The organism is Streptomyces sp. NPDC104761 (assembly GCF_055583445.1).
Genome location: NZ_JBVJNZ010000006.1, coordinates 463,775 through 476,616, shown reverse-complemented (window position 1 = coordinate 476,616; position 12,842 = coordinate 463,775). Strand labels below are relative to the sequence as shown.

Here is a 12,842-nt window from a genome sequence, read left to right as displayed (position 1 = left end):
GGGGGGGGCGGGGGAAGAGGGAAGGGCCCCGCCCACCGCACACTGAAACACCCTGCACGCGGGAACAACCTGGCGACTCCTGTCCCCCCCCCCCTCCTACCCCCCCTCCTCCACCCCGCCCCCCGGGACCCGGGCAGGGGTTACGGCAGGGCGTGCACGTGGGCGCCCACCGAGGACGACCACGCGTTCCCGGCGGACGCGTCCCAGTTGGTCGACCAGGTCATGGCGCCCCGCAGGCCGGGGTAGGCCGTCGACGGCTTGAACGAACCGCAGTTGGTGAGCTTGGTCAGGCAGTCGAGGGCGTTGTTGACGACGGTGGGCGACACGTAGCCGCTGCCCGCCGCGCTGGTCGACGCCGGCAGGCCGAGGCCCACCTGGGACGGCGACAGACCGCCCTGCAGCTGGATGCAGGCGAGCGCGGTCAGGAAGTCCACCGAGCCCTGGCTGTACACCTTGCCGTCGCAGCCCAGCATCGAACCGCTGTTGTAGTACTGCATGTTGACGACCGTGAGGATGTCCTTGATGTTCAGGGCCGTCTGGAAGTACCCGTTGGACGTCGACTGCATGTCGATCGTCTGCGGGGCCATCGTGATGATCAGCGAGGAGCCCGCCTTCGACGACAGCGAGCGCAGTGCCTGGCTCATGTAGGTCGCGTTGATGCCGTTCTCCAGGTCGATGTCGACGCCGTCGAAGCCGTACGTCTGCATCAGCGAGTACACGGAGTTGGCGAAGTTCGTCGCGGAGGCCGAGTCGCTCACCGAGATCGTGCCGTTCTGGCCGCCGATCGAGATGATGACCTTCTTGCCGGCCGCCTGCTTGGCCTTGATGTCGGCCTTGAACTGGTCGACCGTGTAGCCGCCGAGCCCGGAGGAGTCGAGGGTGAAGCTCACCGCGCCCGGTGTGCTGGTCGCGTCCGCGAAGGCGACGGCGATGATGTCGTACGAGGACGGCACGTCGGAGATCTTCTGGACGGTGGCGCCGTTGTTGAAGTTCTGCCAGTAGCCCGTCACCGCGTGCTTGGGCAGCGAGCCGCCGCCGTTGCCGCCGGACGCGGTCGTGGTCGCCGTCACCGCCGACGACTTCGCCGACTCACCCGCCGAGTTGGTCGCGGTGACCTGGAACGAGTACGACGTCGAGGCCGCGAGCCCGGTGACCGTCGCCGAGGCGCCGGTGACCGCGGAGACCTTGGTGCCGTTCTGGTAGACGTTGTAGCCGGTCGCGCCCGACACCGCGCTCCAGGAGAGGGAGGCGGAGGACGACGTCGTACCCGAGACCGCGAGGCCGGTCGGGGTCGCCGGGACGGTCGGGGCCGGGTCGGAGCCGCCCCCGCCGTCGGGGCCGTAGACCGAGACGTCGTCGGCGTAGTAGGCGGCCTGGCCGTACCAGCCGTGCGTCCAGACCGTCACCGAGGTGGTCGAGGCGCCGGTGGTGAAGGTCGTCGACAGCTGCGTCCAGGACGTGTTCGGGGTCCAGGTCGACACGTCCGTGGTGCCGGTGCCGGTCACCCCGAGGTAGGTGTAGGAGCCCTGCACCCACGCGCTGAGCGTGTAGGTCGAGTTGGCCTTCACCGCCACCGTCTGGCTGCACTGGGCGTAGTCCTGCCCGGCCGGGGTCGCCTTCAGGGCGGCGGCGCCGGAGTGCACGGGGGAGGAGACCGTGGTCCCGCTGCCCGCGGAGCAGGTCCAGTTGGACAGACCCGACTCGAAGCCGGGGTTCTTCACGTTGTTGACGTCGGCGGCGGAGGCCGGCGCGGAGGCCAGGCCCGCCATCGCGAGTGCCGTGGCGAGGGAGGCCACGGCCGACCAGATGCGGATGCGTCGCTGTCCGGCATGCCGGGACGCGAGCCGGGGGATGAGTCTGGGCATGACAATCAAGGTGGTCCAGACCAATTCACGTGTCAATAGGTCCAGACCAAATTCAAAGGTCCGGGAAGCTCCCGCGGGGCCGAACGAGCCCCGGTCATATGCGCAACCTGTCCAGTTTTGACGTCACTTGTGTGGTCACGGATCCCAGACAGCTGCACAAACGCTGTTCTCCGGTCACAGGCGCGTGGTTACAGTGCTGAGGAAGTCACGCAATGAAGTCGTCCCGGCTCATTGGAGTAACGCCGGTGGGCCGCCGGGTGGGAAGAGCGGGGAGCTGCGCGTGCCAACTGCCATTGCCGTGACCAGTGCCGACATGGCGCTGCCCGTCCAGGACGAGCGGACGATGCCCGCGGTCGTCCTGAAGGACCTCGACCAGCGGCCCCTCGACCACACCCTCGCCGAGTTCGTGGCCCTCATCGAGCAGTACGGGTACGTGGTCGTCGTGTACTCGGACGCCGTGCCCGAGGCCGTGGTCCGGCGCCTGCACACCCTCCGCTCCCTCCTGGAGAGCGACCGCATCGCGCTGTTCCGCCCCGGCCTGCCGCCGCTCGGCATCGCCGTCCTGGCCCGGCAGCTGCGCCAGCTGGCCTCCTGCGACCTCAGCCCCGGCGTCCTCGCGTCGGCCGGCCGGCTGCTCACCCACTACATCCACTCCGGCGCCGTCCTCGGCTCCGTCGCCAAGCTGGACCGCGTCCCGGTCGGCCTCAAGGCGCACGCCAAGTCCTGGATGCCCGGCACCCACTTCGGGGTCGTCGCCCACCCCGAGCCGCAACTGGTCCGGATCGCCCCCGAGGCCGTCCTGAACGGCCCCGAGTTCAGCACCTGGATGCTGGTCGCCCGGGGGCAGCTGCAGTCCGACTGGATCGGCGGCCTCGCCAAGTCCTGGGGCGCGCACGGCCTGCGCGAGACCCCGCTGCCCGCCGAGTCCGCCGTGTGGTGGGGCACCGGCCGGATGATCGAGTTCACCAGCTACCTCGCCGACCTGTCCGTCCTCTACCAACTGGTCACCTCGGTACGGCAGACCAGCTGCCACTGGTGCGGCATCGACGTCATCGGCGACCGCTGCGTCTTCTGCTCCGCCACCCCGCCCGACTACGACCCGCCGGCGCCCCGCGCGCTGGAACAGCGGACGCCCGCCTGACCCGTACCTCCCGCCATCGCTCGGTTCCCCCACCCCTCCCCGCTTCCCCGATGAGGTCGCACGGTCCATGAACTCCCGTCAGCGCCGCGGCGTGATACTCCTGATCCTGTCGGTGCTCTGCGCGCTCGCCGCGTTCGCCGGCGTGCTCTCGGTCATCGACGACGCGAAGTCCGAGGTCGGTCCCAAGGTCACCGCGTACGAACTCCGCTCCGACGTCACGCCGTACACCACGCTGAACCCGAGCCAGTTCAAGAAGATCTCGCTGCCCAAGCGCTGGCTGTCCGCCAACGCCGTCACCAGCCTCAGCCAGATCCAGGGCAAGATCGCGGTCACCGCGCTGAAGAAGGGCTCGCTGCTCCAGACCGACATGATCGTCGACCAGCCCGAGCTGAAGCCCGGCGAGCAGGAGGTCGCCATCATGATCGACGCGGCCACCGGGGTGGCCGGCAAGATCACCCCGGGCTCGCGGGTCAACGTCTACGCCACCTTCGAGGGCAAGCAGCAGAGCGCCCCCGACCAGTCGAAGATCATCGTGACCAACGCCCGGGTCCTGGACGTCGGCGCCCAGCTCAGCTACGTCGACCCGGACAACAGGAACCAGCAGCCCAGCGACGCCGTCCCCATCACCTTCGCGCTGTCCACGCTCGACGCCCAGCGCCTCACCTACGCGGAGTCCTTCGCCCAGCGGGTCCGGCTCGCCCTGGTCGCGCCCGGTACGACGACCACCGTGCCGGACAAGGACCGCACCTACGAACTCGCGACGGACAAGTGAGAGGCGCCCTCCATGCCCATCAGGATCCTCCCCGCCGTCGGTGACGCGGACGCCGTCCGCTCCCTGGTCTCCCTGCTCAGCCAGCTCCCGGACACCGAACCGCTGCCCCCCGTCGTCGACTCCACCCAGCTCGTCGACACCCTCGCCCGGTCCGCCGCCGAGTCCGTCGACGAACTCCCCGAGGTCGTCGTCGTCCACGAACGCATCGGCCCCGTCCCGGCGCTGGAACTGATCCGCGAGGTCGCCCTGCGCTTCCCCGCCGTGGGCGTCGTCCTGGTCACCACCGACACCAGCCCCGGCCTGTTCGCCGCCGCCATGGACTCCGGCGCCCGCGGCCTGGTCGGCCTCCCGCTGAGCTACGAGGAGCTGGCCGGGCGCGTCCAGGCCGTCGCCCAGTGGTCCACGGGGGTACGGCGCCATCTCGGCCACGGCGCCGACGTCTTCGCCGGCGTCGGAGGCACCGTCGTCACCGTCAGCGGCGCGAAGGGCGGCACCGGCGCCACCCTCGTCGCGGTCCAGATCGCCCTCGCCGCGCAGGCCTCGGGGCACTCCACCGCCCTCGTCGACCTCGACCTGCAGACCGGGGACGTCGCCTCCTACCTGGACGTCCAGTTCCGGCGCTCGGTCGCCGACCTCGCCGCGGTGGGCGACATCTCCCCGCGGGTCATGGCCGAGGCCGTCTTCCGCCACGACTCGGGACTCGCCCTGCTCCTCGCGCCCGCCGAGGGCGAACGCGGCGAGGAGGTCACCGACCGCGCCGCCCGCCAGATCCTCAGCGCCCTGCGCTCCCGCTACGAGGTGGTGGTCGTCGACTGCGGCGCCCAGCTCGGCGGGGCGGGCGCGGCGGCCGTGGAGACCGCCGACCTGGCGCTCCTCGTCACCACACCGGACGTGGTCGCCGTCCGCGCGGCGAAGCGCACGGTACGGATGTGGGACCGGCTGCAGATCCGCAAGGCCGAGGAGACGACGGTGGTCGTCAACCGGCACACGCGCGCCACCGAGATCCAGCCGCCGCTGATCCAGCGCATCACCGGAACGGCGCTGGCGGGGACCGCGATCCCGGCGAACTTCAAGGAGCTCCAGGGCGCGGTGGACGCGGGCCGGATGCACGAACTGGACTCGCGGAGCACGGTGAAGCAGGCGATCTGGGGGCTGGCCGGGGAGCTGGGGCTGGTCAGGTCGGCGGAGGGCACGCCGCCACGCCGGTCCGGGCCACGGGCCCGGGGCGGGGAGCGGGCGGCGGTGGGGTTCCGGCGGCGGAGGGAGCTGCCGTGAGAGGCGGTGGGTCGGGTTCGGGAGCGGCAGGTCGTAGGTCGCGTGCCGGTGCGTGGGGGCTGAGCGCGCAGTTCCCCGCGCCCCTTTGGGGCGCGTCGAAGGGGCGCCTCCTTGAAGCGCCCCGTAGGGGCGCGGGGAACTGCGCGAGCAACCCCCACCGGGCCGCACCCGACCGACGACCCGGCGCCCCCCTCCTGCGCGACCGCGGCCAGGTCAGCATCGAACTCCTCGGCATGACCCCGGTCATCATCCTCACCCTCGTGCTCATGTGGCAGGCCGTCCTCGTCGGCTACGCCTTCACCCTCGCGGGCAACGCCGCCGACGAGGGCGTACGTGCGGGCACCGCCGTCCCCCGGGGCGAACGCTTCGGCGTCTGCGAGCGCGCCGCGCTGGAGGACCTCTCCGGCGCCTGGCGGGACGGCGCCACGGTGGACCGGTGCGGCGGCACCGGCACGGTGACCGCGGACGTCTCCCTGCGCGTCCCGGTCCTCTTCCCCGGCTCCATCGACTTCCCCGTCACCGTGCACGGCCACGCCGGCACGGTCGAGGAGGTGAAGAACTGACATGCACCCCCGTCCTCCACGCCGGCAGCACCGCGACCGCGGCCAGGTCGCCGTCGAGTACCTCGGCTTCCTCCCGATCCTCCTGATCGTCGGCCTGGCCGGCATCCAGCTCGGCGCCGTCGCCTACGCCGCCGAGCAGGCCGGTACGGCGGCGCGGGCGGGGGCCCGCGCCGCCTCGCTGCGGCAGGACGCCGGCGCCGCCTGCTCGTCCGCGGTCAGCAGCGGGATCGACGTGAGCTGCGCGACCTCCGGCGGCGGCGACTCGGTCACCGTCACCGCCACGGTCCACATCCCCAGGATCGTCTGGGACCTCGGCAACGCCACCAAGTCCGCCACGATGCCCGTCGACCACTGAACGAGGAGCACGGACCACCATGAGCCTGCGGGCACGTATCAACTCCCCCGAGGAGCACGGCAGCCGGGGCGAGGACGGCCACCTGGTCTCCTCCTACCGGGCCAAGCTCCTGGAGGAGATCGACCTCGCGGAGATGAGCGCGCTGGCCGCCGCCGAGCGCCGGGCCCGGCTCGAACGCGTCCTCGGCCACATCATCAGCCGCGAGGGCCCGGTCCTGTCGACCGTCGAACGCTCCCAGCTGATCCGCCGCGTCGTCGACGAGGCCCTCGGCCTCGGCATCCTGGAACCGCTCCTCGAAGACGCCTCGATCACGGAGATCATGGTGAACGGCCCGGACGCGATCTTCGTCGAACGCGGCGGCCGCGTCGAACAGCTGCCCCTTCGCTTCGTCTCGGCGGACCAGCTGATGCAGACCATCGAACGCATCGTCTCCACCGTCAACCGCCGCGTCGACGAGTCGAACCCGATGGTCGACGCCCGCCTCCCCTCCGGCGAACGCGTCAACGTCATCATCCCGCCGCTCTCCCTGACCGGCCCCACCCTCACCATCCGCCGCTTCCCCCGCTCCTACACCCTCCAGGAACTGATCGGCTTCGGCTCGCTCGACGAGCACATGGTGTTCCTGCTGGCGGGCCTGGTGCAGGCGAAGTTCAACATCATCGTCTCCGGCGCCACCGGCACCGGGAAGACCACCCTCCTCAATGCCCTGTCCGGCCTGATCCCGGCCCACGAACGCATCATCACCATCGAGGACTCCGCCGAACTCCAGCTCCAGCAGAGCCACGTGGTCCGCCTGGAGGCCCGCCCGGCGAACGTCGAGGGCAAGGGCCAGGTCACCATCCGCGACCTGGTCCGCAACTCCCTGCGGATGCGCCCCGACCGGATCGTGGTCGGCGAGGTCCGCGGCGGCGAGGCCCTGGACATGCTCCAGGCCATGTCCACCGGCCACGACGGCTCGCTCGCCACCGTCCACGCCAACAGCGCCGAGGACGCCCTGACCCGGCTGCAGACACTGTCCTCCATGTCGGACGTCGAGGTCCCCTTCGTCGCCCTGCACGACCAGATCAACAGCGCGGTCGAGGTCATCGTCCAGCTGACCCGGTTCGCCGACGGCGCCCGCCGGATCACCGAGATCGCGATGCTCGACAGCCACGGCAGCGAGCCGTACCGGCTGGCGACCGTGGCACGCTTCGACGCCCAGCCCATGACCCACGACGGGCGGGTCTTCGGCGCCTTCCAGTACTTCCCGCTCCCGCGGCGCACCGCCGACCGCCTGTACATGGCGAGCCAGCCCGTCCCGCAGGCCTTCGGCGTGGCCCAGCACCTCGACCAGCTCACCACCCGAGAAGCCCGGTAGGCGGCCCATGTCCCTCCACGACCTCGTCACCCTCACCACCGGCATCACCCTGCTGGCCTGCCTGCTGGCCGTGGTGGGCCTGCACACCTACGCCTCCGGCCGGGCCCAGCGCGCCGCCCTGGTGGACCGCCTCTCCTACACCGGCCAGGCCCCGCCCACCGGCCGCCGGCGCCGGTTCCGCAACCTGGACCGCCGCCTGCGCGGCACCTCGGTCGGCCGCCGCCTGGAACTCCGGCTGGCGGCGACGGGCCTGGACGTGACGCCCGGCGAGTTCCTCGTCTACCTGCTCGCCGCCGTCGTGGCCCTCTGGCTCATCGGCCAGGCCGCCCTCGCCCCCTTCTTCGGCCCGATCGCCGGCCTGCTCGGCGTCTTCGCCGCCGTCCAGTTCCTCAACTGGCAACGGCAGAAACGCATCGAGCGGTTCATCGGCCAACTCCCCGAACTGGCCCGCATCCTGGCCAACGCCACCCACGCCGGTCTCGCCCTGCGCACCGCGATCGGCATGGCCGCGGAGGAGCTGGAGGCCCCGGCCGGCGAGGAACTCGGCAAGGTCGCCGACCAGCTGGCGATCGGCCACTCCATGGACGACGCGCTCGGCGAGCTCGCCGACCGGCTCCCCTCCCGCGAACTGGTCGTCCTCGTCACCACGCTGGTCCTCTCCAACCGGGCCGGCGGCCAGGTCGTCTCCGCCCTGCGCAACCTCACCGAGACCCTGGAGGAGCGCAAGGAGACCCGACGCGAGATCCGCACCCAGCTCTCCCAGGTCACGATGACGTCGTACGCCGTCCCGGTCCTCGGCGTCGGCGCCCTGTTCCTCATGAACGGGGTCAAGGACGGCACCCTGGCCCGCATGACGGGCACCGGCCTCGGCCAGGCGGCCGTGATCATCGCCTTCGGGCTGTACGTCATCGGGTTCGTCCTCATCCGCCGCCTGAGCCGCATCGACGTCTAGGCACTCGACGTATAGGTAGAGGTGGTATGTCACATGGCACTCCTCCTGGCCCTCCTCATGGCCCTCGCCGTCTACGGCGTCTTCGCGGGCGTCCGCATGTACCGCGCGGACGCCAAGCTCCCCTCCGACCTGGCGATCGCCCTGGAGGTGGGCGCCACCCGCACCGGCGCCGCCAACTCCCTCGTCGACCGCATGGGCATGCGGTACGCACCCGCCGTTCTGCGCCTGATGGGCCCGCGCCAGGTGGCCAAGTACCGCCGCAGGATCGACCTGGCGGGCAACCCCGGCGGCCTCACGATCGACCGCTACGCGGCCCGCCGCGCCGTCTACGGCGCCCTGGGCGGCACCGGCTTCCTGGTCTTCCTCCTGCGCGGCCAGTGGCTGGTGGCGGTCCTGCTCCTCCTCTTCGGCGCGTTCTGGACGGAGGTCGGCATCTGGTCGGCGATCCGCCTGCGCAAGGACGTCATCGAACGCACCCTCCCGGACTTCCTCGACGTCCTCGCCGTGGTGGTCGGCGCCGGCCTCGGCTTCCGGCAGGCCCTGGACCGGGTGGCCACGCACTACGAGGGCCCGTGGGCCGACGAACTGCGCATCACCCTCCGCCAGATGGACCTCGGCATGAGCCGCCGCCAGGCCTTCGCGGAACTCCGCCGGCGCAACGACTCCGAACAGGTGGCGATGTTCGTGACGGCACTCCAGCAGGGCGAGGAACTGGGCGCGCCGATCGTCGACACCCTGGTCGCGCTCGCCAAGGACATGCGCCGCACCGACGCCCAGAACGCCCGCCGCAAGGCGGCCCGCGCGGTACCTAGGGCCACCCTCATGATCACCACGTTCATGGTCCCGGCGACGATGCTGCTGCTGGCCGCGGGCCTGCTGCTCGGCTCCGGGGTCGACTTCGGGTCGGTCACGGGTAAGTAGGGGGAGCAGGCGGAGGTGACGACCGTGGCGACCAGCGAGGACGAGGAGAAGACCGCGCCCCGCGCGACCGGAGCGGACGGCGCGGCCGAAGCGGGCGACGCGACCGGACCGGACGGCGCGACCGAAGCGGGCGACGCGACCGAAGCGGGCGGCGCGACCGGACCGGACGGCGTGGCCGAAGCGGGCGGCGCGACCGTCGTTCCCGGCGGGGGCGACGCGTCCGTCGTTGTCGGCGTGGACGGTGCGAAGGTCGAGGTCCGTGCCCTCCAGGCGCTGTGCCGGCAGGTCTTCGGCCTCCGCCTGGCGATGATCGCCGTGGCGACCCCGGCCGCCCTCCTCAACGCCAGCCCCGGCCTGGGCGTCCGCCTGGTCGGCTCGGCCGTGGTCGTCACGTTCATGGTCTCCTACGTCCTCTTCCGGGACTGGCAGCGCTTCGGCCCCCTCCTCCTGCGCCACCCCGGCCTCCTGGCCGCCGACACCCTCTTCGGCTCCCTCCTCCTGATCTCGGCGGGCCCCGACACCACCCTCGCGTACGTCAGCGTCTGCACCCCCCTCCTCGCCGGCCTCCTCTACAGCTGGCGCGGAGCGGCGGTCTTCGCCTCCCTCCAGTCGCTGATCCTCCTGGTGGCCCAGGAAGCGCTGCGGCACCACTCCGCACCGGCCGAGTCCCTCCTCCTCCCCGGCCTCTGTGTCATCACTGGCGCGATGGGCTCGACCCTGCGCAACCTGATGCTCCGCTTCGGCGCCGCCACCGAGGCCCTGACCGAGACCCGGGCCCGCCTGGCCGCGACCGAGGCGGCGAGCGCGGAACGCGCCCGGCTGGCCCGCGAGATGCACGACTCGGTGACCAAGACGCTGTACGGCGTCGCGCTGGTCGCCGACGGCCTCGCGGCGTCGGTCGCCGTCTCCCCGGACCGCCTGGACCCGGCCCTGATCAGGCAGCAGGCGGACCTGCTGGCCAGGGCGGCCCGCCGGGCGGCGGAGGAGTCCCGCGAGCTCCTGACGGACCTGCGCGGCGGGCCGGAGGCCGACGTACTGTCCCAACTGGAGTCACTGACCACCGGCTTCGCCGCGCGTACGGCCCTGCCCGCCCGGTACGACGGCCCCGCCGCCCCGGTCCCGCTCCCGCCCCCCACCGCCCGCCAGCTGCTGGGCATCGCGGCGGAAGCCCTGGAGAACGCGCACCGTCACGCACAAGCGACGAGAGTCGACGTACGGGCCGCCACCACCCCCACCCACCTGGTGGTGACGATCCACGACGACGGCCGGGGCCTGCCCGCGGACAGGTCCCTCGAAGACCTGCGCCGCACCGGCCACTTCGGCCTGCTCGGCATGACGGAACGAGCGGCGGCGGTGGGCGCCCGCATCCAGCTGACCACCGGCGAGGGCACGGAGGTCCGAGTGGAGGTGCCACTGACATGACCGACGCGACAAGGCCACTGCGCGTCCTGGTGGCCGACGACAACCCGGTGATCCGCGCGGGCCTGACCGCCGTCCTCTCCGCGGCGGACGACCTCACGGTGGTGGCGGAGGCCGAGGACGGCCGCGCGGCCTGCGAGGCGGCCCTGCGCCACCGCCCCGACGTCATCCTCCTGGACGTCCGCATGCCCGGCGTGGACGGCATCGCGGCCCTGCCCCACCTGGTCCGTGTCGCCCCGGTCATGATGCTGACGTACAGCGACGAGACGGCCCTCGTGCAGGAGGCGGTCCGGCTCGGCGCCGGGGGCTACCTGGTCCACGGCGAGTTCACGACACAGCAGCTGACCGAGGCGGTACGGGACGTGGGCCGGGGCCGCCCGCACTTCACACCGACGGCGACGAACGCGTTGCTGGCGCATGTCAGAGGAAACGCAACTGCACACACTGAACTGGAATCTACTGCTCCCCGTAGGGATTTTACCGCCCGCCACCTTTCGCAATTGCAACCACCCGTGGGACAGTCATCCCAGTCCCGGTTTCAACTGAGCGGCAGGGAGGCGGAGATCATGGACCTCATCGCGTCCGGCATGAACAACCAGCAGATCGCCGCCGTCTGCTTCATCAGCGAGAAGACGGTCAAGAACCACATCAACCGCATCTTCGCCAAACTCCACACCACCACCCGCGCCCAGGCGACGGCCAAGTGGCTGGGGGTGGCCTGAGATGAACCGGGTGAACTGGGTCCGGATTTGGGCCCCCGGACCCTCCGCCAACGGGTATGTTCCGCCCTACGCTGCCAGGATCGGAACCGAACCCGGAGGGGAGCACCATGAGCAACCTGATGCTGCGGATGCTTGTCGCAATGCAGCGCCGTGCCGACGACCGGGGCCAGACCGCGGTCGAGTACCTGGGGATCATCGCGGTGGTGGTGGCGATCGTGCTGGCGGTGACCGGTACCAGCATCGGCAGCCACATTCTGGAGAAAATCCTGGCACAGATCGACAAAATCGTGTGATGCGTGTTCGCCGTTACGGCGATTCAGGGCAGGCCTTCCCCATCTACATCACGGTAGTGGGGGGCCTGCTCTTTCTCGCGCTCGCGTACCTCGCGGTCGGCCAGGCCGCGGTGAACCGGAACGGTGCCCAGACGGCCGCCGACGCTGCGGCCCTCGCTGCGGCCCTGAACACGCGAGACGAGCTTGCGGACCAGTGGGTGCAGGACGTACGCGACCCGACCAAGTGGCAGGACATCTTCGACGGCAAGGTGGACGTCGCGGACTCCTGCTGGCGCGCCGCCCAGCTGGCCTCACAGAACGACGCTACGGCTCAGTGCACGGCCGAACCGCCGCTGAGTTACAAGGTCGACGCCGAGACGAACAAGACCGTGGGCGACTCCGTCGTTCCGGGCACCGAGAACATGAAGTCGACGGCTCAGGCCACGGCCGTGATAGAGCCGCTCTGCACATTCACGCTCACCGGTGGTGGCAGTGCCCTCCCCGAACTCACTTGCAAGGACCGGAACTGGGAGCTGGACCCCGGCGACCTTGCCGATCTCCCGGGACCCGAGGACCTCTTCGACGTCCATCTGGCCGACTGACATGCGAATCGACGAGTGAAGAAGGAAGCGGAGTGATGAGCATTCGGTTCACTGCGAAGGCTCGCAGGGGGATGGTCGCACTGGCCGTCACAGCTGGTCTGGCGCTCGGCGCGGCCGGATGCGGCGGCGGTGGTGATGACGACGGCGGCAAGAAGCCGGGCGCGTCGGCATCGGCCTCCCCGAGCGGCGGGTCTCAGCCGAGTGCGCAGGAGGGGCAGTCCGCCGCGCCCCTCGCCGAACTCAACGGCCCTTCCGGCCTGATCCTCCAAGTGACCTCCGCCGTCCGGGACTCAGGCGGATTCCTCACCGTCAACGCGAACCTGAAGAACGACGGTTCCCAGTCGGTCGTGGTCCCCGTGGCCCTACGGGGTGACGAAACGGAGATCGTCCAGCACGGTACGTCGTTCGGTGGCGCCACCCTCGTGGACTCCAAGGGAAAGAAGCGGTACTACGTGCTTCGGGACACTGACGGCCGCCCGCTCACCACGACCGATCTGTCCTCGATCGACGCCGGCCAGACCATCCCCGTCTTCATGCAGTTCCCCGCCCCACCGGCCGACACCACCGAGGTCACCCTCCAACTCCCCACCTTCTCCAGCGGCACCATCAAGATCTCCGGGTGAGGC

14 protein-coding genes are annotated in these 12,842 nt (G+C 71.1%); 13 read left to right on the top strand and 1 reads right to left on the bottom strand.

Features of this window, described 5'->3' with window-relative positions:
• Positions 1-140: 140 nt before the first annotated feature.
• A complete protein-coding gene (locus ACZ63F_RS19855) occupies positions 141-1,865 on the bottom strand; it encodes a chitinase (protein WP_469712505.1) in 1,725 nt (574 codons plus the stop codon).
• Positions 1,866-2,178: 313 nt separating this feature from the next.
• Here ACZ63F_RS19855 and ACZ63F_RS19850 point away from each other — a divergent pair, with 313 nt between their 5' ends.
• The 13 genes from ACZ63F_RS19850 to ACZ63F_RS19790 all read left to right on the top strand — a co-directional run bounded on the left by ACZ63F_RS19850 (position 2,179) and on the right by ACZ63F_RS19790 (position 12,839).
• Complete coding sequence (locus tag ACZ63F_RS19850) at positions 2,179-3,006, top strand: hypothetical protein (RefSeq protein ID WP_469712531.1); 828 nt, start codon at positions 2,179-2,181, stop codon at positions 3,004-3,006.
• A 67-nt stretch (positions 3,007-3,073) separates the two neighbouring features.
• Positions 3,074-3,778, top strand: coding sequence for a Flp pilus assembly protein CpaB (cpaB, locus tag ACZ63F_RS19845; RefSeq protein ID WP_469712503.1), 705 nt, complete (start codon positions 3,074-3,076; stop codon positions 3,776-3,778).
• A gap of 12 nt (positions 3,779-3,790) precedes the next feature.
• Complete coding sequence (locus tag ACZ63F_RS19840) at positions 3,791-5,053, top strand: AAA family ATPase (protein ID WP_469712502.1); 1,263 nt, start codon at positions 3,791-3,793, stop codon at positions 5,051-5,053.
• A gap of 233 nt (positions 5,054-5,286) precedes the next feature.
• Positions 5,287-5,616 carry a pilus assembly protein gene (locus ACZ63F_RS19835; RefSeq protein WP_390640663.1) on the top strand — a complete coding sequence of 110 codons (330 nt, stop codon included), beginning with the start codon at positions 5,287-5,289 and terminating at the stop codon, positions 5,614-5,616.
• Between the two features lies 1 nt (position 5,617).
• Positions 5,618-5,971, top strand: coding sequence for a TadE/TadG family type IV pilus assembly protein (locus ACZ63F_RS19830; protein ID WP_469712500.1), 354 nt, complete (start codon positions 5,618-5,620; stop codon positions 5,969-5,971).
• A 19-nt stretch (positions 5,972-5,990) separates the two neighbouring features.
• Positions 5,991-7,328 (top strand): CpaF family protein, encoded by a 1,338-nt coding sequence (locus tag ACZ63F_RS19825; protein ID WP_469712499.1) that lies wholly within the window; start codon positions 5,991-5,993, stop codon positions 7,326-7,328.
• Between the two features lie 7 nt (positions 7,329-7,335).
• Positions 7,336-8,280: a type II secretion system F family protein gene (locus ACZ63F_RS19820; RefSeq protein WP_469712497.1), complete on the top strand. Its 945-nt coding sequence runs from the start codon at positions 7,336-7,338 to the stop codon at positions 8,278-8,280.
• Between the two features lie 33 nt (positions 8,281-8,313).
• Complete coding sequence (locus ACZ63F_RS19815; protein WP_352354507.1) at positions 8,314-9,201, top strand: DUF5936 domain-containing protein; 888 nt, start codon at positions 8,314-8,316, stop codon at positions 9,199-9,201.
• A 24-nt stretch (positions 9,202-9,225) separates the two neighbouring features.
• Positions 9,226-10,623 carry a sensor histidine kinase gene (locus ACZ63F_RS19810; protein WP_469712496.1) on the top strand — a complete coding sequence of 466 codons (1,398 nt, stop codon included), beginning with the start codon at positions 9,226-9,228 and terminating at the stop codon, positions 10,621-10,623.
• On the top strand, positions 10,620-11,342 hold the full coding sequence (locus ACZ63F_RS19805; RefSeq protein WP_469712494.1) for a response regulator: 723 nt from the start codon (positions 10,620-10,622) through the stop codon (positions 11,340-11,342). Before ACZ63F_RS19810 ends, ACZ63F_RS19805 begins: the two co-directional genes overlap by 4 nt.
• A 107-nt stretch (positions 11,343-11,449) precedes the next feature.
• Complete coding sequence (locus tag ACZ63F_RS19800) at positions 11,450-11,635, top strand: hypothetical protein (RefSeq protein WP_352354503.1); 186 nt, start codon at positions 11,450-11,452, stop codon at positions 11,633-11,635.
• On the top strand, positions 11,635-12,216 hold the full coding sequence (locus ACZ63F_RS19795) for a pilus assembly protein TadG-related protein (RefSeq protein ID WP_469712492.1): 582 nt from the start codon (positions 11,635-11,637) through the stop codon (positions 12,214-12,216). Before ACZ63F_RS19800 ends, ACZ63F_RS19795 begins: the two co-directional genes overlap by 1 nt.
• Positions 12,217-12,251: 35 nt before the next feature.
• Entirely contained in the window at positions 12,252-12,839 is a 588-nt protein-coding gene (locus ACZ63F_RS19790) for a hypothetical protein (protein ID WP_469712491.1), read from the top strand.
• Positions 12,840-12,842 lie beyond the last annotated feature (3 nt).